Origin of the sequence: Psychrobacter sp. PP-21 (assembly GCF_033790785.1) — a bacterium.
Lineage (GTDB): Bacteria > Pseudomonadota > Gammaproteobacteria > Pseudomonadales > Moraxellaceae > Psychrobacter.
In genome coordinates, this window is the sequence record NZ_JAMYEB010000003.1 from 83,466 (window position 1) to 103,953 (window position 20,488).

17 protein-coding genes, 2 tRNA genes and 1 riboswitch are annotated in these 20,488 nt (G+C 42.4%); of the genes, 4 read left to right on the top strand and 15 right to left on the bottom strand.

The window, feature by feature from the left end; all coding sequences use genetic code 11:
• Positions 1 to 36 precede the first annotated feature (36 nt).
• The 3 genes from NJD71_RS04410 to NJD71_RS04420 form a co-directional block, all read right to left on the bottom strand.
• Positions 37 to 738, bottom strand: a complete 702-nt coding sequence (locus NJD71_RS04410) for an urea amidolyase associated protein UAAP2 (RefSeq protein ID WP_319050732.1) — start codon at positions 736 to 738, stop codon at positions 37 to 39.
• 186 nt (positions 739 to 924) lie between these two features.
• Positions 925 to 1,689, bottom strand: a complete 765-nt coding sequence (locus NJD71_RS04415) for an urea amidolyase associated protein UAAP1 (protein ID WP_319050733.1) — start codon at positions 1,687 to 1,689, stop codon at positions 925 to 927.
• A gap of 45 nt (positions 1,690 to 1,734) precedes the next feature.
• A riboswitch (guanidine-I (ykkC/yxkD leader) is annotated at positions 1,735 to 1,848 on the bottom strand.
• 642 nt (positions 1,849 to 2,490) lie between these two features.
• Positions 2,491 to 3,603 (bottom strand): AOC03_06830 family ribosome hibernation factor, encoded by a 1,113-nt coding sequence (locus NJD71_RS04420; RefSeq protein ID WP_319050734.1) that lies wholly within the window; start codon positions 3,601 to 3,603, stop codon positions 2,491 to 2,493.
• Between the two features lie 559 nt (positions 3,604 to 4,162).
• On the opposite strand from NJD71_RS04420, the gene NJD71_RS04425 reads away from it, so the two are divergent.
• The 4 genes from NJD71_RS04425 (at position 4,163) to NJD71_RS04440 (ending at position 7,932) form a co-directional block, all read left to right on the top strand.
• The gene (locus NJD71_RS04425; RefSeq protein ID WP_319050735.1) at positions 4,163 to 6,352 is read left to right on the top strand and encodes a M3 family metallopeptidase; all 2,190 of its coding nucleotides are present in this window, start codon (positions 4,163 to 4,165) and stop codon (positions 6,350 to 6,352) included.
• A complete protein-coding gene (locus NJD71_RS04430) occupies positions 6,353 to 6,610 on the top strand; it encodes a YheV family putative zinc ribbon protein (RefSeq protein ID WP_319050736.1) in 258 nt (85 codons plus the stop codon). It abuts the gene before it with no gap.
• A gap of 177 nt (positions 6,611 to 6,787) precedes the next feature.
• Positions 6,788 to 7,339: a hypothetical protein gene (locus NJD71_RS04435; RefSeq protein ID WP_319050737.1), complete on the top strand. Its 552-nt coding sequence runs from the start codon at positions 6,788 to 6,790 to the stop codon at positions 7,337 to 7,339.
• Positions 7,340 to 7,368: 29 nt separating this feature from the next.
• Positions 7,369 to 7,932, top strand: coding sequence for a hypothetical protein (locus NJD71_RS04440; protein ID WP_319050738.1), 564 nt, complete (start codon positions 7,369 to 7,371; stop codon positions 7,930 to 7,932).
• 151 nt (positions 7,933 to 8,083) lie between these two features.
• Here NJD71_RS04440 and pnp read toward each other — a convergent pair whose 3' ends face one another.
• The 12 genes from pnp to NJD71_RS04500 all read right to left on the bottom strand — a co-directional run bounded on the left by pnp (position 8,084) and on the right by NJD71_RS04500 (position 20,386).
• Positions 8,084 to 10,186 (bottom strand): polyribonucleotide nucleotidyltransferase, encoded by a 2,103-nt coding sequence (gene pnp / locus NJD71_RS04445; protein ID WP_319050739.1) that lies wholly within the window; start codon positions 10,184 to 10,186, stop codon positions 8,084 to 8,086.
• 746 nt (positions 10,187 to 10,932) lie between these two features.
• A complete protein-coding gene (rpsO, locus tag NJD71_RS04450) occupies positions 10,933 to 11,199 on the bottom strand; it encodes a 30S ribosomal protein S15 (protein ID WP_045443035.1) in 267 nt (88 codons plus the stop codon).
• 348 nt (positions 11,200 to 11,547) lie between these two features.
• Positions 11,548 to 11,718 carry a hypothetical protein gene (locus tag NJD71_RS04455; protein ID WP_319050741.1) on the bottom strand — a complete coding sequence of 57 codons (171 nt, stop codon included), beginning with the start codon at positions 11,716 to 11,718 and terminating at the stop codon, positions 11,548 to 11,550.
• Between the two features lie 110 nt (positions 11,719 to 11,828).
• A complete protein-coding gene (locus NJD71_RS04460; protein ID WP_319050742.1) occupies positions 11,829 to 11,990 on the bottom strand; it encodes a hypothetical protein in 162 nt (53 codons plus the stop codon).
• A gap of 69 nt (positions 11,991 to 12,059) precedes the next feature.
• Positions 12,060 to 12,584: a type 1 glutamine amidotransferase domain-containing protein gene (locus NJD71_RS04465; protein WP_319050743.1), complete on the bottom strand. Its 525-nt coding sequence runs from the start codon at positions 12,582 to 12,584 to the stop codon at positions 12,060 to 12,062.
• Positions 12,585 to 12,933: 349 nt separating this feature from the next.
• Complete coding sequence (gene truB / locus NJD71_RS04470; RefSeq protein WP_319050744.1) at positions 12,934 to 14,028, bottom strand: tRNA pseudouridine(55) synthase TruB; 1,095 nt, start codon at positions 14,026 to 14,028, stop codon at positions 12,934 to 12,936.
• Positions 14,029 to 14,037: 9 nt separating this feature from the next.
• Positions 14,038 to 14,427: a ribosome-binding factor A gene (locus tag NJD71_RS04475; protein ID WP_319050745.1), complete on the bottom strand. Its 390-nt coding sequence runs from the start codon at positions 14,425 to 14,427 to the stop codon at positions 14,038 to 14,040.
• A 195-nt stretch (positions 14,428 to 14,622) separates the two neighbouring features.
• On the bottom strand, positions 14,623 to 17,349 hold the full coding sequence (gene infB / locus NJD71_RS04480) for a translation initiation factor IF-2 (protein WP_319050746.1): 2,727 nt from the start codon (positions 17,347 to 17,349) through the stop codon (positions 14,623 to 14,625).
• A 151-nt stretch (positions 17,350 to 17,500) separates the two neighbouring features.
• Positions 17,501 to 18,985, bottom strand: coding sequence for a transcription termination factor NusA (gene nusA / locus NJD71_RS04485; protein WP_319050747.1), 1,485 nt, complete (start codon positions 18,983 to 18,985; stop codon positions 17,501 to 17,503).
• A 159-nt stretch (positions 18,986 to 19,144) separates the two neighbouring features.
• On the bottom strand, positions 19,145 to 19,645 hold the full coding sequence (gene rimP / locus NJD71_RS04490) for a ribosome maturation factor RimP (protein ID WP_319050748.1): 501 nt from the start codon (positions 19,643 to 19,645) through the stop codon (positions 19,145 to 19,147).
• A gap of 455 nt (positions 19,646 to 20,100) precedes the next feature.
• A tRNA-Met gene (locus tag NJD71_RS04495) sits at positions 20,101 to 20,177 on the bottom strand.
• Positions 20,178 to 20,301: 124 nt separating this feature from the next.
• Positions 20,302 to 20,386, bottom strand: a tRNA-Leu gene (locus NJD71_RS04500).
• Positions 20,387 to 20,488 lie beyond the last annotated feature (102 nt).

Sequence of the window (20,488 nt, forward strand, 5' to 3'; positions counted from 1 at the left end):
TAATAGGCAGTATCGTCTTGTTCGAAAATCGCTTACTTACTCATAAATCACTAGCTCAATGGGCGTGGGGTTATAGCCGTTGCAGGGATTGTTGAGCTGAGGACAGTTCGATATCAGGACAATCATGTCCATTTGAGCGGTGATATCGACGTATTTGCCAGGGGCTGAGATACCATCATCAAACGCCAAACTACCGTCAGGCGTAATAGGTACGTTCATAAAGAAATTGATGTTTGGTCCGACGTGACGTAGGTTCAGATCATATTTTTGAGCAACTGAATGCGTTGCTAGAGTATGCATAAAGTTGTTACGGCAGCTATGCATGGGATAAGTATCATGAGCGTAACGCACGGTATTGCTCTCACATGAGCATGCACCGCCCAACGTATCATGACGACCACAAGTGTCAGCTGTGATAGTGGCAATAACTTTCCCTCTATTAGTGAATAGCTGACTGCCCATCTCCAAAAACAGCTTTTGATTTTGTGCCAAGGTATCCGTGGCACTATAACGTTCAGCCGTATCAGCACAGCTGATAAACAAAGTATCGACTGCCTGATTACCTTCAGTATCTATAATGCGCAAGGTCTGGTTTTTCTTAACCTCGGCCATCCATCCCTCTCCAGCAGCACAAACCTCACGTAGCTTGATCGTCTTGGGATCGATTGGCTTTAAAGTTGTTGATGCTGGATTTTGAATAGCTTGATCTTTATTTTTAGTATCATTGTTAGTTGTCATGAGTCTGCTCTCTTAGTTGATATGACTGGTTGTAAACGTTATAGGCATAAATGTTATGTGAATGAGCCTATAAAACTCGTTTTGTCAGTCAAAAATTAGAAATTGATAACCACTTGATTAGTACTTAACGCCGCTTAATTGATAAACATTTAATAGCTGATTTCGCCTATCGAATACTGCCTTTAGTTAGGCGTTCGTATAGTCGCCAAAATAGCGTGCATTGTTCTCAAACCCGCGTTGGTTTTGCGAGCAAGAGTCACGGCAAATATCAAGCTCTGCCTTTGGAACTATAGGCGCTGCCTGCTGAATGGTTAGCTCAATATCAGCTGGATCATAGATGTCTGATGGATCAAGTGGGTGCGGAGCGTTACAGATGAATACTAAGCAATTCATCTCAAACCGTAGGGCGATAGATTGGTTGGTGTTGTCAGCAGCGATATAGGACAGCTGCCCTTGTAGATCCGAGGTAACTTTGGAGAATAAATTGACCGTTGCCGTAAGGTCACGCTCATTTAGCGCAAACTTCGACATCTCTGTTAATAGTCCGTCAAGACCGTTTTGATAGCGCTCGTTACGAGCATCTTGGAAGGTTTTTTTGCCATATTGTGAGCTGATCATAGCAGCGGTGCTAGGGCCACAAATAGCATCGTTCCAGCCATGGTCATCGCTGATAATAGAGGCCAGCACTCGGCCCATATCGGAGTAGAGTACGTGACCTTCAGATAGGTATAAGGTGTGTTGTGCTTTTAGACTATCTGGCATGTTGAAGCGTTCAAGCTTCTCATCAGCATTAACCACATATAGGCTAGCATTGGCATTGGCTGCCAGTGATTTGAGCGTTAATACAGTGTTTTTGTTGATACGTCCACACCAATGGTGGCCACCTGGTAAAGGCATGGTGAAACGATCTGAATATGAACTATCGGAAGTAGTGATTGAAACGGATGACATAAAAAACTCCACAGTTATGAGCTTAAGTGAGCAGTGTCACTTAGAGTCTCCCGGGCTTTTATCCCTCCGTGTAGTTCTTTCGAACCGCCATCTCTCGGACCAGTCATATAGTTTTAGAAAGCCTTCCTCTACTATATCGGAACCCTAGACGGCATTTTTTTAGCTCTTAGATTAATAGCATACGGTAGTTAACCGTGTACTATTAACTCTGCAAGCGGTATGCCAGCCATTATCCATCACTATCGATTTGGCTCTTATTTTTCGCACAACTTAAAATTAGCTCACTAAAAAATTCGCTATATTAGTCGTATTTCTCCAAGATAAATTTACTTCTAGGGACGCTTATAGCCTAATACATATAGGCTGAGTAAATAATAGCAAGTTCGATACTCTCCTAAAAATAGGGCTCTGATATGATTGGCAGTAGCAGTTCATAAAAGATAGAAGTTAGTTACTAGGTAAATTAAAAAACGCACTATCATAGAACATCGTGCACCATGATGAGAAATATCGCTCTATTCTGAACCATGCTAAGTATGCATCGTTACTTAGCTTTATCTGCGATAATTTGACTGTTAGAAAGTGAAGAATAGCAAAAAGCACTGACTCAATATGAACCAGTGCTTCGAATCCGTAACCAATATAATGTGTACTCATGGACATGAGTAATAAGCATGATAAAAAAGAGCGCTGGTCCATATGGAACCAACGCTCTTTTATCGTAATTACTTATTGCCGATAGCTTATTTATGGATAAGCATCGTTAATAAAATATGCCTGTTTGATTAATAACCTGTTTAATTAGTAACGAGTTACCAAAGCAATAGGCTGATCTTCACCCATGATGTCTTGTGGCATAAACACCGCTTCACCACCGTTATGAATGACGTGCTCGATAATTTCACCAACTGCATCGTCAGTGACGCCTTCTGCAGTGACATCGCTTGCAATACTTAGGGTCTGAGCTTTTTCATCGATCTTGGCAGATTGTATATAACCACGGCGCACATAAAGAGTCTCGCCAGCACCTTGGAACGCGCTACGATATACTTCTTGCAAATCAGTTTGCAACATATTGGCACCGCGAGCTTTATCGATTTCACCCAATGCTGCTTTATGCAATGATGTACGGTAATCTTCTACAGCGTCTTGTACACTGTCCACGATATGCTGGGCACTACCATCTTCTAAATTAGTAGCGTTCGATACCGTGGCAATGATGTTGTCTGGACGATCACACACTTCTTTGTAGTAACCGATGTTTTTTGCGTCGCCAACAATCACGAGTGGCATTTTGTGCTCGCCCCACAGCTCTTGCACACTTTTATCAACTTGGTTGAAGTACTCTTTAAGATGGCTGCTTTCGTTATTTGATGAGCGATCCGAGCTACCATCACCCGTTGTATACAGTCCGTTGTTCTCTACAGGGAACTGAATATTTTCCATATTGTTTTGCGCATCGTCGTCTTTGTCAAACTCTCTGATGACACGGTCATTAGAAGCTTCGATTAAACGTGCTTTGTCACGGGTTAGAATTACTGTGTAATAATGGACAGCGCTTGCCATGTCACGTACCAAATCACGCGTCGCGAAGCTATCTGAGATTACCACGCGTTCTGTTGTGTCAATTGGCATACGGATAACTTGTACATCATCAGTACTGGCAAATATAGCTAGGGTATCGAGGTTGTAATTATGATTTAAGTCATTGGTCTTGGCATGAATGTTATCCAAGATAATTGTCGCTGTGCTCTTGTCATACTCTTTATTCAGACGATCTTCTACGACTTTTAACTGATTTTTGAGGGCAATAGGATCTTGTTCGTTAGCAGGATGTGCTCGGTGAGTCTTCACAAAGATACTCACTGCTGGGTTCGCTTTGGTTTCACGTAAACTTTTGAGAGTCGCTTTCATATGGTGCTCCTTGTTTTATTATCATTTACTTTCGATTTTATATATTTTCTTATTAGTACAGCGTTATGTTGTTTTACTCTATGCCATACTTAGCGATGGTTTTATCAGTATAATCACAAACTATAGACTGCTCATAAAAAACTGCTAAGGCCATTTGCTGATCATCTTCTGCTTTTCCATGTTGTACACACTTTATATGTGCATAATTTTTGAATTCCTTTGTCTTAATCCTAGCAGCTGCTCCTCACTCTCTGTAGGGTTAAAATGCAAGCAAATGATAGCGCTTTGTAAATAGAGCAATCTATATTGTTAAAGACAGACATCGTCTCAACCAACTGTCTTCTGAACTCTACTGACCATATTATGTACTCATACATTGTGCGCGCGCTCAGTTTGTGCACATTCAGGTTGTATTTTTATGAAACGAACCCATCTTTTATATAACTTATCTATAAATCGTAAACTATAAAAATAGCCGTGCATTACAGATTGAAACCGTAACGAGTGCGATCTGATACGACAGTTTGCTCTATAACAACAATTAATATTGGATACTTTTATGACTACTCCTTCTTCAGACTTGCGCCTTGTCGACTTTGCCGATGCCGCGCCACACACACTACAGAACCAAGTCGTTGATGCTATCGATGAAGCCAATAATTTTCTAGATAACCTTTCGGCAGTGACGGACGCTACCAGCGTAAGTGCTGAACAGGCATTGGCAGACGTCATGCGTTTTGATCATATTAATCTGGCGCTAGATCGCAGCTGGGGTATCTTGTCACACCTCAATGGCGTGATGAGTAACGACGAGATTCGTCATGTCCATCATGAGCTACTGCCCAAGCTCTCCGCTTATGGCACACGGGTTGGTCAGCATCAGACGCTCTTTAGTCGTTACCAGACTATCGTCAATGACACAGATTTCTTTGCGACACTTGAGCCTGCACGTGCGCGCGCGATTGAGCTGGCACTGCGCAGTTTTGAGCTATCAGGGGTAGCACTGCCTAAGGTAGAGCAAGAAAAATTTGCTGCTATCCAAAGTGAGCTATCTACCTTGTCTGCAACATTCTCAGATCATATCTTAGATGCGACCCAAGCATTTGTATTGCCTCTAGCAGACTCACAGCTGAAGGGTCTAACAGAAAGTGGGTTGGCACTATTGGCGGATGCAGGCGAGCAGTATAAGGCACGTGAGCTTGCCAGCGATAACCTCAGCCAAGCTGATGTGGATGCGCTCCCTACTCCTTATTACGTGGCAACGCTAAATATCCCAGTATATTTGGCAGTTATGACCCATGCTGATGATCGCAGCTTACGTGAGACGCTGTATCACGCCTACGTCACGCGTGCTTCTGAGTTTGATACTCATACCAATACTAAAGGTGAGTCGCTAAATAATGCCGACATCATGAGTCAAATTTTGACATTACGTGAGCAAAAGGCCAAATTATTGGGCTTTGACAACTATGCTGAAGTATCCCTATCGACCAAGATGGCAGATAGCGTCTTGGAGGTGGAAACCTTCTTACGTGATTTGTCTGCCAAAGCGACTCCAGCTGCCAAGGCTGATTTGGCACAACTACAAAAATGTGCGCAGGATTATGGTATTGATGAATTACAACCGTGGGATAGCGCTTATATCGCCGAAAAAGTAAAGCAAAGCGCGTTTAGTTTATCGCAAGAAGAGATCCGTCCTTATTTCCCATTACCAAAAGTAATTAATGGTTTGTTTGCTATTGTTGAACGCCTATACGGTATTACGGTACAAGAGCAAGACTTTGATAATGCTGATGTTAGCTCTGTCTCACGCTGGCACGATGACGTGCGCTTTTATCAGCTGTTTGATGCCGATGATCGCTTGATTGGTGGTTTTTACTTCGACTTATTTGCTCGCAGTGGCAAGCGTGGCGGGGCATGGATGAGTGGTTTTCAGTCTCGCTATAGCTATGAAGAGCAAAACCACAGACAACTACCTGTCTGCTTCATGGTAGGCAATTTCACACCAGCGCTTGATGGCAAACCAAGCTTGTTGACCCATGATGAAGTATTGACTCTGTTCCACGAGTTCGGTCACGGCCTGCATCACTTATTGACCCAAGTTACCGTCGGTGATGTCGCAGGTGTCAATGGTGTCGAGTGGGATGCCGTCGAGCTGCCCAGTCAGTTTATGGAAAACTGGGCGTGGGATGCTGAAGGCATTGCCCTTATCAGTAGCCATGTCGAGTCTGGTGAGCCATTGCCTAAAGATAAATTGGATGCGCTATTGGCGGTAAAAAACTTCCAAAGCGGTCTACAGACACTGCGTCAAATCGAGTTTGCATTGTTTGATTTACTGATTCACGCTCATACCCCAGCCCTTGATTACGATGGTATCTTAGCAACACTCAATGCAGTACGTAGCGATATCGCTATCATGCAGACGCCTGACTATAACCGTTTTGCTAATGGCTTCAGTCATATCTTCGCGGGTGGTTATGCGGCAGGTTATTACTCTTATAAATGGGCAGAGCTATTATCAGCGGATGCTTTTAGTAAGTTTGAGGAAGAGGGTATTTTTAACCCAGCAACTGGTAAAGCTTTTCGTGAGTCTGTCTTATCCGTTGGTGGTAGTTTCCCAGCCAAGACCAACTTTGAAAACTTCCGTGGTCGTAGTGCCAGTATTGATGCTCTACTACGTCACAATGGCTTTGTCGATACTAAGAACATCGACGCTACAAACGACCAGACGACGCACGAGGTTATCTAAATGCGCTATCAGTCATCTAAACCCAAGCGTCGGTTTTTGGCAGGAGTGCGTTGTCCAAAATGCCAGGAGATGGACGCGGTAGTACAAGTCAATATTGTCACGCCAGCGCCAGATGAGTACATTGAGTGTACCCAATGTGGACATTCAGAGCATCGTCCCGATCCTGATGCGATCAGTGCCAAAAACCATCTCGAGGATCAGCTTGCTCGTGATGCGATGACTACAGGTACTAGCGGCACCGTAAAGTTCAAACCTTAATTGTCAAAAACTGGTCGCTTAGTGCTGACTACTCAGCAATTGTCTCAAACAGCGTACCTATGTATTACTCACTCATTGTTTCATGGTCTATTAAGCCTATCTCTCAATAGATAGGCTTTTTATTTTGAGTTTGCTATAGTATGTCTACTTATATTCTTGACATAAATCGATCATAATATGAACCGTAAAAAAATGCGTCCTTTATCTACCAAGTCTTCTAGAGCAACCTCTGCAAAAGCTGGCCGACGAGTTTGGATTACCCTTATTTTTGCGTTGCTACTTATCGCTGTGGCTTACTTTATTTGGGCGAAGCCTCAACCAGATCCTGTCTTACCTATTAGCAAATCACCAACAATGGCTGAGCAAACTGAGGCCGCTAAAGCCGCTTCAAATTCAAAAGACATGACCAATGACGAGCACGATATTATCATTGATGATAGCGAAGACATGAATGAAAGTGTCATTTTAGATGAGAGTGCAAGCACTGAACTACCCAGCCCCGCCGCTATCTTAAACGCGCCTATACCAAAGACTGACAGCCTAGCCAAAGAAGAGATTGATCGTTTAGAAGATGAGCGTAAGCGCTTAGCTGAACAAGAAAAGCTGGCTGCTGAGCAGTTGGCCATGAGCAAAAAACTCACCGATATGAAAGCAGAAGAGATCGCCCTACTCGAACAGCAAATAGCACAGCTAGAAGCAGATAGCGCTGGTCAAACAGAGCTACAATAAAAACAGCATTTCTGATAAAGAGGCTTAGGATGGCGAACCTGCAACTTACGCATGCGTCTATATTGAATAGTAGAGCACAACTGCTCATATTACCTGTCAATAACGCTGGCGTTCTATTGGACCCTGTCCTTGCACGAGCCAAAACCTTGTACCCTGATAACTATCATCGCTATCATCGTGCTTGCCGTGATGGTAGCTTAAATATTGGCAGCTGCTTACTACATAAGCGCATGCGTGAGCAAGCAGGTCTGGGTATCAGTAGTAATGGCAATCAGCCAAGCTATATCGCTAACCTTGTAGTATCAAATCATCCATACCATCCTGCGCGTACGCGTTGGTTCACCACTGCCTTGATTGATCTACAACAGCAGATGATGCCGCTCATACGTTATAAAGGCATACGCAGAGTTGCACTATTGGCACGTCCACTTATTTTTGATAATCCACGTGATACTGCAACTCACCAAAGTACTGAAGCAAATTCTCTGCCTCTAGATTGGCAGACTGATACATTGCCATTACTGACTACCTATTTACAAGACCTACCAAAGCTACGTATCGATGTGCACGTCCCAAAAAGCATCAGCTTATAAACAGACTATTACTTATAAACTGACTGTTACTTATAAACTGATTATGAATTGCTCAGTTATCGTTTTTAAAGATAAAAAAAACCGCCTTGAAATACTCTTTATGAGTACTCAAGGCGGTTTTTTTGGGTCAAACTACATCAAATACTGAGCCTTAGTTTTGCTCAACACCTTTCATAGTAAGTTTGATACGACCACGGTTGTCAACGTCTTGTACGAGTACCTTAACGACTTGGCCTTCTTTTAGATAGTCTGATACATTTTCTACGCGCTCTTCTGCGATTTGTGAGATATGCACTAGACCATCGGTGTTTGGTAATACGTTAACAAATGCACCAAAGTCTACGATACGAGCAACCGTACCTTCATAAGTTTTACCAACTTCAACTTCAGCAGTTAATGCTTCAATTTTACCAATAGCGGCTTTGGTGGCTGCTTTGTTTTCACCAAAGATACGAATAGTACCGGCATCATCAATGTCGATAACTGCGCCAGTCTCTTCAGTCAACTGACGGATAGTTGCGCCGCCTTTACCGATAACATCACGAATCTTGTCTGGGTTGATTTCGATAACCGCATAATTTGGTGCATGAGCGTTGATTTCAGTACGGCTTTCAGGCAATACTTGATTCATTGCGTCCAAGATGTGGATACGACCAGCATGTGCTTGCTTAAGCGCCTGCTCCATGATGTCAGGCGTGATACCTTCGATTTTGATATCCATCTGAAGTGCAGTGATACCGTCTTTAGAACCAGCTACTTTAAAGTCCATATCGCCTAGATGATCTTCATCACCCAAGATATCTGATAAGACAGCAAAACGCTCGCCTTCTTTAACCAGACCCATCGCGATACCAGCAACTGGTGCTTTTAATGGTACGCCTGCGTCCATCAATGCCAAGCTTGCGCCGCAAACAGACGCCATAGAAGATGAACCATTAGATTCAGTAATCTCTGATACCACACGGATCACATATGGGAAGCGTTCGCTATCTGGTAGCATTGCTTGTACACCGCGACGTGCAAGGCGGCCATGACCAATTTCACGACGTTTTGGAATACCTTCACGGCCCGTTTCACCAACTGAGAAATGCGGGAAGTTATAATGCAGCATGAAATGGTCACGAATTGTGCCACCTAGTGAGTCAATCATGTTGACATCACGGCTGTTGCCAAGCGTAGTCGTAACCAATGCCTGTGTCTCACCGCGGGTGAACAGTGCTGAACCATGCGTATATGGCAATACACCAACTTGTACGTCAAGCGCACGAACTGTCTCAGGATCACGACCATCGATACGCGGTTTACCTGACAAGATATTGTCACGAACGGTACGATATTTAAGGTCGTTATAGATTTCTTTAAGCTCAGACACGGTATCAGCATAAGTTTCTGACTCAGCATCACCAGCAAGTGCATCAATAATTGATTGCTTAATTTCGTCAAGCTTAGTGTAACGTGCTTGCTTATCAGTAATGGTATAAGCGTCAGCCACTTGCTCGCCGAACTGCTCTTTCATGCTGCTGGTAAGTGCTTGGTCACGCTCAGGAGCAGAGTATTGCTGCTTAGCAGTACCAATTTCTTCCGCCATTGAAGCGATATTATCAATAACAATTTGCTGCTGCTGATGACCGTACAATACTGCACCTAACATCTGGTCTTCTGACAGCTCTGCTGCTTCAGATTCAACCATCAATACCGCAGACTTAGTACCAGCCACAACCAAGTCTAGATCACTACTCTCAAGCTGCTCAGACGTTGGGTTTAGAACGTATTCACCATTGATAAAGCCAACACGAGCAGCAGCAACAGGACCATTGAATGGCGCATCAGAGATAGCTAATGCCGCTGAAGCACCGATTAGTGCAGCGATATCTGCAGACTGAGTTTTATCTGATGATACAACCGTCGCTGTGATTTGGATTTCGTTTACGTAGCCTTCTGGGAATAGCGGACGAATCGGACGGTCAATCAAGCGCGAGGTTAAAGTTTCAAATTCGCTTGCACGGCCTTCACGTTTGCCATAAGCACCTGGAATTTTACCCGCTGCATACATTTTTTCTTGATAGTTTACGGTGAGCGGAAAAAAGTTTTGACCCTCTTTAGCTTCTGACTTTACGACTGCTGCAACTAATACTGTTACGCCGCCCATGTGTACTAAAATAGAGTTTGCTTGACGAGCCATACGGCCTGTCTCGATAACGACTTGCTGGTTACCGTACTGAAATTCACGCTTAATGGTGTTAAACATTGTCATATAATCTTCCTAATGTTGACTGACAAAAGTGATATCAGCAACCTAATAAGCTGATATCTGTCATTAAAATTCTATGTATATGGCTACTACTGATTGACACTCTTTTTCTAAAAACTCATCTCAATCACTGCCAATAACGTTAATTGGTTATCTCTTATATCTGTCTGTGTTAGACATCGTACTATCATATATATTCGGTCGTGCAATTTTGACTTTACTATAAATACTATCAAAAAGGCGTCAAGTCAAAAGACTTTAGTGCTAAAAATCATGTAGGCTACCTTTGCACTCACAGTTATCGGATATCACCTGTCAGGTATTTGCTCATCCAATCAACTTATAGGCTAAGAGACTACTACTTTTAGATAATCGCCATGTATGGAGTAGATATGTTGTAAAAGTCACAAAGCATTATTTTACAGTGATTTGGAGCCATTGACCAATTAATTGCAAAACACAGCGACTATCAATAGAAAAAATTCGATCGTATATACATTTCATGCTGTTTTTACTAAAGCTGCTGTCTACACTGCGCGTCTTACCTAATGATTTACGAGATTATCTGAACCTGTCTTATAAAATGAATAAGCATAAAAAAACGGCGTGAAACTATTCCACGCCGTTTTATAAAAATCTATATTATCGATAACAACAAACAAGTCCCGAATGGTATAACGAAAACTTCAAGATTGTGCCATATAATGGTGTCTTTAGTTTTGGTGGCCCCTCATGATGTATTTGTCAGATTAACGACGTAGACCCAATTGGCTGATAAGAGTCGTGTAGCGACCAAGATCTTTACCTTTTAGGTAATCAAGCAATTTGCGACGTGTGTTAACCATACGGATAAGACCGCGACGGCTGTGGTGGTCAGCTTTGTGTGCTTTAAAATGGTTCTGCAAATCATTGATACGAGCACTTAACAAAGCTACTTGAACTTCTGGAGAACCAGTGTCATTTTCGCCACGTTGGTATTGAGCGATGATTTGTTCACGATCGGTATTAGTTAGCATAAATATCTCCGGCAATGCTAAGAGCTTTAGAACGGACTACAATTTAAGTCGGCTTTAAAGCAATAGAATAATAAATAAAATAACTTGTACGCCATTCAGGACAACCCTGCATTACTAGAGTTGACCTAGTGTACGACAAGCTCAGTTACAGATAACAATCATTTAATAAGCCTAAACTCCTGCATATTGACTTCCTACCTAGTTTTAGTGCTGGGCAAGATACAATGTACTGTCTAGAACCTGATTTAAATGTGAGGATGATTATAACAAAAAACCGCTGAACTAGCAGCAGTTTTTAATAATACTTGTAAGTCTAATCGTCTATCTAGCAAAGTTACCATTCATTTGCTACTTAACGTCGTTTTCCTTAGCGTTACCGCCCAACTCGTCATCTTCGAGTGGTGCCGTAGTTGCCTCAGCCAAACTATCAGGCGTCTTATCTTCTCTAGGATTGATATCTTCTGAGAGCTGTGCAATTTCTTTTTCTTGCTCGTCCATGTTATCTGCTGAATTACTCATATTAACTCCTAAATTGTTTTTAGACTTTGTGATTACTAGTGTTTGTTTAATAACTAAATAAGTACCAAAAAAAATAGCGTCATTCAGTTAAGAATGACGCATTAGATGTATTACTTGTTTTCTTTAGCACTCTCTAGATTATCTGCAATGCGATCTGCTGCAGCTTCACTGTCTTCAGTATGATTGTTTTCAGTTTGGCTTTTAAGAGCCGCATTCGCTGAATCAGAACGCTGTTGCTCAAGTTTAGTGTCGTTTGGGTTAGAGTTTGACATAATGTTCCCCTAGTATAGTTGTAATTAATTAAAATGTATTCGTGGTTAAACTTCAACCAGATGAAAAGATTAAGACAGTGCTTTATGTATTGCATCAGCGAAGTTGTCAATATCGTCTGGATTACGTGAAGTAATCAAATTACCATCGATTTGTACTGTTTTGTCTACGTAATTGGCGCCTGCGTTTTCTAAATCGGTTTGCAATGATTGGTAAGAAGTAAGCGTTTTTCCTTTGGCAATACCCGTATTAATAAGCGCCCAAGGAGCATGGCATATTGCTGCCAGTGGCTTACCTGCATCATTGATAGCGTTGATGATACGATGAGCTTCTTCGTTGCCACGTATCGTGTCTGCGTTTACAGTGCCGCCTGGTAATACCAATGCGTCGTAATCTTCAACATTCGCTTCTTTCGCAAAAATATCAGCCGTAAAGATATCGCCCTTATCAACATCCTGCTGCATAGCTTGGACTTCTTTGTCTTTATTAGTAGTGATAAGAAGAGTTTTATGACCTTTTTCTTTTAGTTTGTTATTAACTTCTTCATACTCTGCTTGCTCAAAATTGTTGTGTAGTAAAAAAGCAATCGTCTTCATGATATTCCTTATTATCTATAATTATTTGTAGTTTACTTAACTCGATAAACTGATTTTATTATTATTCAATCTCACATCTTCCACTGACCTATCCTATTTTTATTGAAATACATCCTTATGAGGTCAGTCTTAATTTTTAATTATTTATCTTCTTATTATTTATTTTTATAATATTTATCCATTTGATTTTTAGCTCAGCACTCCCTGTCTGATAAATCTAATGTACAAAAAAAACAGGTTTCACCATAGGTGAAACCTGCAATAAAATGTGACGGTATGTGATTAGTGTAAACTATTAGTAAAGCGGAGGGGATCAGACTAATAGTTTGTATACAAAGTGATATCAGTGTCAGCGCTGAATAAGTTTCTTTGGCTGCAAACGCCCATTAAGACTAACAGCTCCCAACCCAATAAACTCTCCTTGTTCATTGAGTAAACGTATATCAACAGGTATTTCATGTGCTACAGGCTGAGAAGACTCAAGATCAGCGTCGCCTTCTTTGTCGATTTCTAAATCGGTATCATTGGTACTTACGGCGTTGTCATTAGTTAGTTGATAAGAAACATTATTAGAAATGTAGTCCCTGAGTTTTCCATTTAGCTCATCAAATACATTCAAACGTTGGCCCATATGTACGCGAGCACACTGCTCTTCTGTAAGCATCAGCTCAGCATCGATATTGATACAGGCATCGATAGGTAGTAACCAAGACTGACGTTCTTCTAAATCATGCTCTTTTAACGATGATAAGACGATAGATTTATCAATACTAAACTTACCTACCTGTGTACGGCGCAGTGCTGTCAGATGCCCAAGCGTACCTAGACCCTTTGCAATATCTTCCGCTAATACACGCACATATGTACCTTTAGTACACGTTACTGTCAAACGAATCTGCTGATCATCAATCACATTCAGATCAATAGCCTTGATCATGATGTCTCTCGGTGGTCTATCAACCTCAATGCCAGCACGAGCATATTCATACAGTTTTTTGCCATCTTTTTTCAGTGCTGAATACATCGGTGGTATTTGCTGCTGCGCACCCAAAAACTGCTGTGCGATACTCGCTAATAAGTCTTCGTCAAACTCTGGAATAGAGGCTTGTTCGATGATTTGTCCATCAGCATCACCAGTATCCGTTTGGCTACCAAGTAGAATAGTTGCTTGATAAGATTTATCGGCATCCAGTTGATAATGGCTGAATTTGGTGGCTTCACCCAAGCAAATCGGCAACAGGCCAGTTGCCATTGGATCAAGTGTCCCTGTATGACCTGCTTTTTTGCTGTCATGCATAGGTGATTTAAACAAATACTTCACTTTAGAGACGACTTGCTGTGACGTCATGCCTTGAGGTTTATCCACCAAAATAACACCCGACACTTTTATTTTGTCAGGCGTTTTATTCGCTTTTTTATCCACTTGTTTGGACGCTATAGACATAATTATAATTTACTCGTCATTCTCGTTTTGCTCAGTTTGAGTGACGGCTTTACTGATCAAGTCCATCATGTAGTTACCACGAGCAGTCACTTCATCATAATGAAAACGTAGACGCGGCGTAGTACGTGTTTTTAGGCTATGGCTCAGTTCAGTACGCAAAAATCCTGCTGCTTTGTTGAGCACTTTGATACTATCTTCATGGTTGGTCTTCGTCATGGCATCATTGAGCTCAGGCTCCATGATGGTGACATAGACATCAGCATAGCCTAGATCTGGGCTGACTTTGACACTAGAGATTGTGACAAACCCTGTTAGACGAGGGTCATTGACTTCATCACGAATAAGAACAGCAAGCTCACGCTGAATCTGATCGGACAAGCGTTGTAGACGTTGGTTCATTTTATTACCTTACTTTAATGATACTTATTTTTATTAATAGACTTATCAATTAATTTAGTACGAATATTTGCCAAAAAAGGCCTAGCAGGGTGTACCTGTTAGGCCTATGTACCGCTAGATATTTACGGAGTATTCGACATGCTTAGCGAATGTCGCCTATTGCATTGCTGAATACTCTGCTATCGAACAGTGGCTTTAGATAGTACGTGCGAACTCTTGGATTTCAAAAACTTCGATTTTGTCACCAGCTTCGACATCATAGCCACGAACCGCTAGACCACATTCTATGCCAGTACGTACTTCATTGACGTCTTCTTTGTAGCGACGCAATGACTGCAATTGACCAGTAAAGATAACTTGGTCGTCACGTAGTACACGGATAGGTTTGTTACGGTAGATTGTACCTTCAACGACCATACAACCAGCAGCCGCACCGAATTTACTAGAGCGGAATACTTCACGAACGTCTGCCACACCAAGGATTTTTTCACGATGTTCAGGAGCAAGCATACCGCTCATTGCTGATTTTACATCGTCGATCAAACCATAGATTACGCTGTAGTAGCGAATATCCATATTAGCAGTATCTGCTTTGCGACGTGCTGTCGCATCTGCACGAACGTTGAAGCCTAATAGTACCGCCTCACTTGATTCTGCAAGCGTTACGTCAGATTCAGAAATCGGACCAACACCTGAGCTGATGACTCTGACTTTCACTTCTTCAGTAGACAACTCATTTAGGGCAGCTAATAATGCTTCAAGTGAACCACGTACATCTGTTTTTAGCACAATGTTCAAGAATGACACATCGCCTTGACCCATCTGATCGAACATACTCTCTAAACGCATAGCATTCTGACGTTCGAGTTGACGCTCACGCTCACGATTGGTTCTGAAATCTGCAACTTCGCGGGCTTTCTTCTCATCCGTAACCACCAAGAACTCGCTACCAGCAGCAGGCGTCTCAGGTAGACCTAGGATTTCTACAGGAATAGAAGGACCAGCTGATTTGATACGCTGACCATGCTCGTCAGTTAGTGCACGAACCTTGCCATAGTGCTCACCAGCCAAAACCAAATCGCCTTGCTTCAATGTACCTTTTTTGACCAATACGCTAACAACAGGACCACGACCTTTTTCAAGTCTTGATTCGATAACAACGCCCTGCGCAGCACCGTCTAGAGGCGCTTCTAGTTCCATTAGCTCAGCTTGCAAGCTAATGAATTCTAATAAGTCCTCGATACCTTCGCCGGTTTTGGCTGAGATACGAGCCATCGGCGTATCGCCACCCCATTCTTCTGAGATAACTTCTTTGGTAGTCAGCTCGTTAAGAACACGGTCAGGATCAGCGCCTGGTTTATCCATTTTGTTAATAGCAACAATGATTGGCGTACCAGCAGCACGTGCATGATCAATAGCTTCTGCTGTTTGCGGCATCATACCATCATCAGCTGCAACAACAAGTACCACGATATCAGTCGCTTGAGCACCGCGTGAACGCATAGCACTAAAGGCGGCGTGACCCGGCGTATCTAGGAAAGTAATAACGCCGCGATCGGTGTTTACGTGGTAAGCACCAATGTGCTGAGTGATACCGCCCGCTTCACCATTCGCAACTTTCGTTTCACGAATTTTATCGAGCAATGACGTTTTACCATGATCAACGTGACCCATGATAGTTACTACTGGTGGACGCGTTTGAATGTTACTACTGCGCTCATCAACAGCGTACTGTAGATCATCTTCAACTTTTGTATCGCTGACTGGCACGGGGTTATGACCCATCTCTTCAACAAGTAAACTTGCTGTAGCTTGGTCAATCGTGTCTGATTCACGAGCCATTTCACCCATTTTCATGAGCAATTTAGTAACTTCGCGAGCTTTAACTGCCATACGCTGCGCAAGATCAGCAACTGAAATCTGCTCACTAATCTCAACATCGTAGACGATCTTTTCAACTGGTTTTTCAAACTTGTGCTGTGACGCCTGAGTTGAACGCAAACCGTTTTTACGGTTCTTAATTTCACGCTCATCTTGATTTTTGCGACGACGGCCACGTGTGCCAGTACTGTTTGAACCGCGTTTGATTTCGCGACGCTCTTTTTCAAATGATTCTTCTAGGGCATCACCAACCAAACCTTCGGCCAATGGTTCATCTTTACGCACTTCAGTAACTGGCTCGCGATCTGTATATTTACCGGCCATTTTACGCATTTGCTCAAGCGTACGCTTTTGCGCTTCTTCAGCTTGAGTGCGGCGGGTTTCTAATTCGATTTCACGTAAACGCGCTTCTTCTTTCTCACGCGTTTCGCGAGCTTTACGCTCAGCAGCTGTTTCTACTTTAGGCTTGGTTGCAGCCACTTTTTTCTTCGGCTGCTCTTTCGGCTTAACTTCAGCAGTGGCTTTACCACCTTTTTTTACAACAACTGATGTAGAAACATCATCGTTCTTGTCATCTGATTTTTTGCTAGAACCTAAACTTGCACGCATTGCAGCTAATGTGGCTGCTTGGCGTTCTTCAGCTTTTTTCTTAGTGGCTGCACGTTCTTCAGCCTCTTTAGCGGCGCGCTCTTGAGACTCAGCTAAAGCCTGTTCACGGGCTGCCAATTCTTCAGCCATTTTCTCTGGGTCAGGCTTCTCGAATACTTTCTTTTTACGTACTTCAACATTGACGCTCTTAGACTTACCTGAAGAGCCGGTCACACGCGCGGTACTGGTCGTCTTAGATTTAAGACTGATACGGCGCTTTTCTTGTTGACCATGACTTTGCTTTAAATACGTCACTAGCTTCTCTTGCTCAAGCTCGGTGACTAGGTCATCCTCTGCGCGAGCAGGTAGGCCAGCATCTACTAGTTGCTGCTGTACAGCATTTGTAGTTTTGCCTACCATTTCTGCCAGTTCTTTGACGGTCTTATCTGCCATTTATTATCACCTACTGTCTATTATTTGCTATATGTTCAATTCAGTTGTTGGCTACAAATGATTGGGTTAAGGCCAGTACCTACAACATGTAAGTATTAGCACTTTATTCTCAATAGCATATCACCAAAAGACAGCGATATGCAGTTACCGCTTATTCATCGAACCAAGATTCCCGAGCTTTCATGATGAGTTTTCCTGCAGTTTCAGAGTCTAATCCTTCGATGTCTTCTAAGTCGAAGACGGCTTGTTCTGCCAAGTCATCAACGGTAATGATGTCTTTTTGTGCCATTTTATAAGCCCAGCTGACTGTCATACCTTCAAGCTCTTGGAGCTCTTGACTTGGCTCTTTCATGTTCTGTTGTTTGACCAATTCGTCTGCGATGACAACTTCTTTGGCACGCTCTTGAATCATGTCGATGGCTTCGTCGTCTAGGCCTTCAATGTCATAGAAGGTCTCAACAGGTACGTAAGCCACTTCTTCAATACTGGTGAAACCGATATCGACCAATGCCTGTGCTAAGTCTTGATCAACTTCTAGGCGCTCATAAAACAGCTCAATAAATGCTTTCGATTCATTTTCTTGACGCTGCTTGTACTCTTCTTCGAGCATCATATTCAGCTTATAACCTGTCAATTCAGACGCCAAACGTACGTTTTGACCTTGCGAGCCAATCGCGCGTGCTAGTTGATCATTGGTGCTAAAGATAATGTCTGCTGTCTGGGCATCTTCATCTAGAATAATACTGCTAACGTCAGCAGGCTCTAGAGAGCTAATAATGAACTGGGCTGGATCATCTGACCAGACCACAACATCGATACGCTCGCCATCCAATTCTTGTTGTACCGCTTGAATACGTGTACCACGCATACCGATACAAGCACCCACTGGATCAATACGATGATCGTTAGTCTTAACCGCTATTTTAGCACGGGTACCCGGCAGACGAGCAACGTTGCGAATTTCAATAATTTGTTCTGCAATCTCAGGCACTTCTTTTTGCATCAACGCTGATAGCATTTCTGGGTGCGTGCGAGATAATAATAGCTGTGCACCGCGGTTCTCACGATTCACATGATATAAGATAGCGTTGATACGAGATTTGGCACGTAATTGCTCACGTGGCAACATCTGATCGCGTGATAGATAGCCTTCAGCGTTATCACCTAAGTCAATGATATAGCCATCACGTGTCTGTTTTTTGACTTCGCCATACATCATCTCACCAACACGTGGCTCAAAAGCATCGGCAACAAGCGCGCGCTCAGCTTCGCGGATTTTTTGAATGATGACCTGTTTTGCTTGAGTAGCCGCAATACGACCAAATTCGATCGATTCAATCTGCTCTTCTTTGATATCACCGATTGACCATTCTTCTTGATCTAGATCTGTGATCGCAAGCTGACAAGCTGGCATTTCATGGTCTTCATCTGCAACCACGGTCCAGTAACGATAAGTATCGTAATCGCCAGTTGCACGGTCGATTGATACGCGAACTTCCACTTCTGGCTGTTCGGTATATACTTTTTTCTTAGTCGATACCACCAAAGCATCTTCTATTGCTTCAAAGATATCTTCAGGATTTAAGCCCTTTTCATTACTGACAGTTTCTACTACCGTTAAGATTTCACGACTCATGCTATACCTGTCCTATCATTTTTTAATTGACTTAAATTTTATAATTTGTGTGTTGCTATTATATCGCTACTATAAGCCGCGTAAACTATTTGAAGATGAAACCAGCACTCTCTTATGAGTCACTCTATAGTTCTTAGCAGTTACGATCATAGTATGAGTTCAGACATCTTCATAAACTAAGTTGGCTTTATCAATATTGCTCAATGCAATTTCAAACTGCTCACCATCGCTTGACGTTAGCTTAAGAGAGCTCTCATCTATACTGTCTAATGTACCTGTTGCTTTACGGCGTTTTTGATCGCCAGTACCAATAGCTTGGATCAAACGCAGGCTTACCGTTTGACCAACATACGCATGCATTTGTTCATCTGAGAAAAATGCACGATCAAAACCTGGTGAAGACACTTCTAAAACATATTCGCCAGCAATAGGGTCATGTACCTCTAAAATACCGCTTACTTGGTGATTTACCGCTGCACAGTCTTCGATTGTCACATGCTTATCTTGAGCTTGCTCTTCTGGCAATGCCTCAATATAAATGCGCAGTAAAGAGCGGCGACCTTGTGGCGCAAACTCGATACCCCATAATGACACATCACAAGCAGCCACAGCAGGGGCAATAATATTAGTCAGTTCTGCAACTTTAGTCGAAAGCTTCATAATCTTTTTGTCTTTTCCTATTCACTTATCTGTCGTACTTAGTAAACCGTATTGAAGTCTTACTCTTCTATCTATATAAATTTTTTGGTTTGGTAAGAAGAATCACGGTCATTATATAATTATAAATCACAAACATATCAAATGTGTTGTGCCTTTATATAGGGATGAGCATAAAAAACATCAAGCTCAGCCAAACAATGCTTTTATTATTCATAAAGCACTACTATCGATGAAAGCGTGAGGAATAAAAGATAGTGTTGCTTAAGGAGCATCGTGCCAGTGGCGGCCGATGATGACCAGTGACGAGTAATATCATACTCTATTGACTTAGAGCTTAGCACAAGTAGGATAGATACCGCGATAACACCGACCTTTAGATACAAAAAAACCCACAAGCATAATGGTGGGCTAATCGGTACTGACAAATTTAGTGTACAAAACATCAGTATAAAAAGTGGTAGCGGGGGCTGGATTTGAACCAACGACCTTCGGGTTATGAGCCCGACGAGCTACCAGACTGCTCCACCCCGCATCAATCTAGAACGCATATTATAGGGAGACTTTATAGAAGTGTCAACACTTATTTTAAATAAATTATAAATTAAGTATTTTCTACTAAAATATCTAACCTGACGATATGCTACGTCTATAAAACTTGGTGCGATTGGGGGGACTTGAACCCCCACAGCTTGCGCCACCACCCCCTCAAGATGGCGTGTCTACCAATTCCACCACAATCGCATTTTACTACGCTGTTCTCTAGCATCTAATCTACGGTAAATAATGCTTAAGGTAGGCATCGGTAGAAATAGGCATTGCGAAAACAGGAAAGCATTGTAAATC

Coding starts and splice junctions, on each gene's coding strand:
- NJD71_RS04410 (WP_319050732.1), bottom strand. CDS start 738: ATGACAACTAACAATGATACTAAAAATAAAGATCAAGCTATTCAAAAT.
- NJD71_RS04415 (WP_319050733.1), bottom strand. CDS start 1,689: ATGTCATCCGTTTCAATCACTACTTCCGATAGTTCATATTCAGATCGT.
- NJD71_RS04420 (WP_319050734.1), bottom strand. CDS start 3,603: ATGAAAGCGACTCTCAAAAGTTTACGTGAAACCAAAGCGAACCCAGCA.
- NJD71_RS04425 (WP_319050735.1), top strand. CDS start 4,163: ATGACTACTCCTTCTTCAGACTTGCGCCTTGTCGACTTTGCCGATGCC.
- NJD71_RS04430 (WP_319050736.1), top strand. CDS start 6,353: ATGCGCTATCAGTCATCTAAACCCAAGCGTCGGTTTTTGGCAGGAGTG.
- NJD71_RS04435 (WP_319050737.1), top strand. CDS start 6,788: ATGAACCGTAAAAAAATGCGTCCTTTATCTACCAAGTCTTCTAGAGCA.
- NJD71_RS04440 (WP_319050738.1), top strand. CDS start 7,369: ATGGCGAACCTGCAACTTACGCATGCGTCTATATTGAATAGTAGAGCA.
- pnp (WP_319050739.1), bottom strand. CDS start 10,186: ATGACAATGTTTAACACCATTAAGCGTGAATTTCAGTACGGTAACCAG.
- rpsO (WP_045443035.1), bottom strand. CDS start 11,199: ATGCTAACTAATACCGATCGTGAACAAATCATCGCTCAATACCAACGT.
- NJD71_RS04455 (WP_319050741.1), bottom strand. CDS start 11,718: ATGAGTAATTCAGCAGATAACATGGACGAGCAAGAAAAAGAAATTGCA.
- NJD71_RS04460 (WP_319050742.1), bottom strand. CDS start 11,990: ATGTCAAACTCTAACCCAAACGACACTAAACTTGAGCAACAGCGTTCT.
- NJD71_RS04465 (WP_319050743.1), bottom strand. CDS start 12,584: ATGAAGACGATTGCTTTTTTACTACACAACAATTTTGAGCAAGCAGAG.
- truB (WP_319050744.1), bottom strand. CDS start 14,028: ATGTCTATAGCGTCCAAACAAGTGGATAAAAAAGCGAATAAAACGCCT.
- NJD71_RS04475 (WP_319050745.1), bottom strand. CDS start 14,427: ATGAACCAACGTCTACAACGCTTGTCCGATCAGATTCAGCGTGAGCTT.
- infB (WP_319050746.1), bottom strand. CDS start 17,349: ATGGCAGATAAGACCGTCAAAGAACTGGCAGAAATGGTAGGCAAAACT.
- nusA (WP_319050747.1), bottom strand. CDS start 18,985: ATGAGTCGTGAAATCTTAACGGTAGTAGAAACTGTCAGTAATGAAAAG.
- rimP (WP_319050748.1), bottom strand. CDS start 19,645: ATGAAGCTTTCGACTAAAGTTGCAGAACTGACTAATATTATTGCCCCT.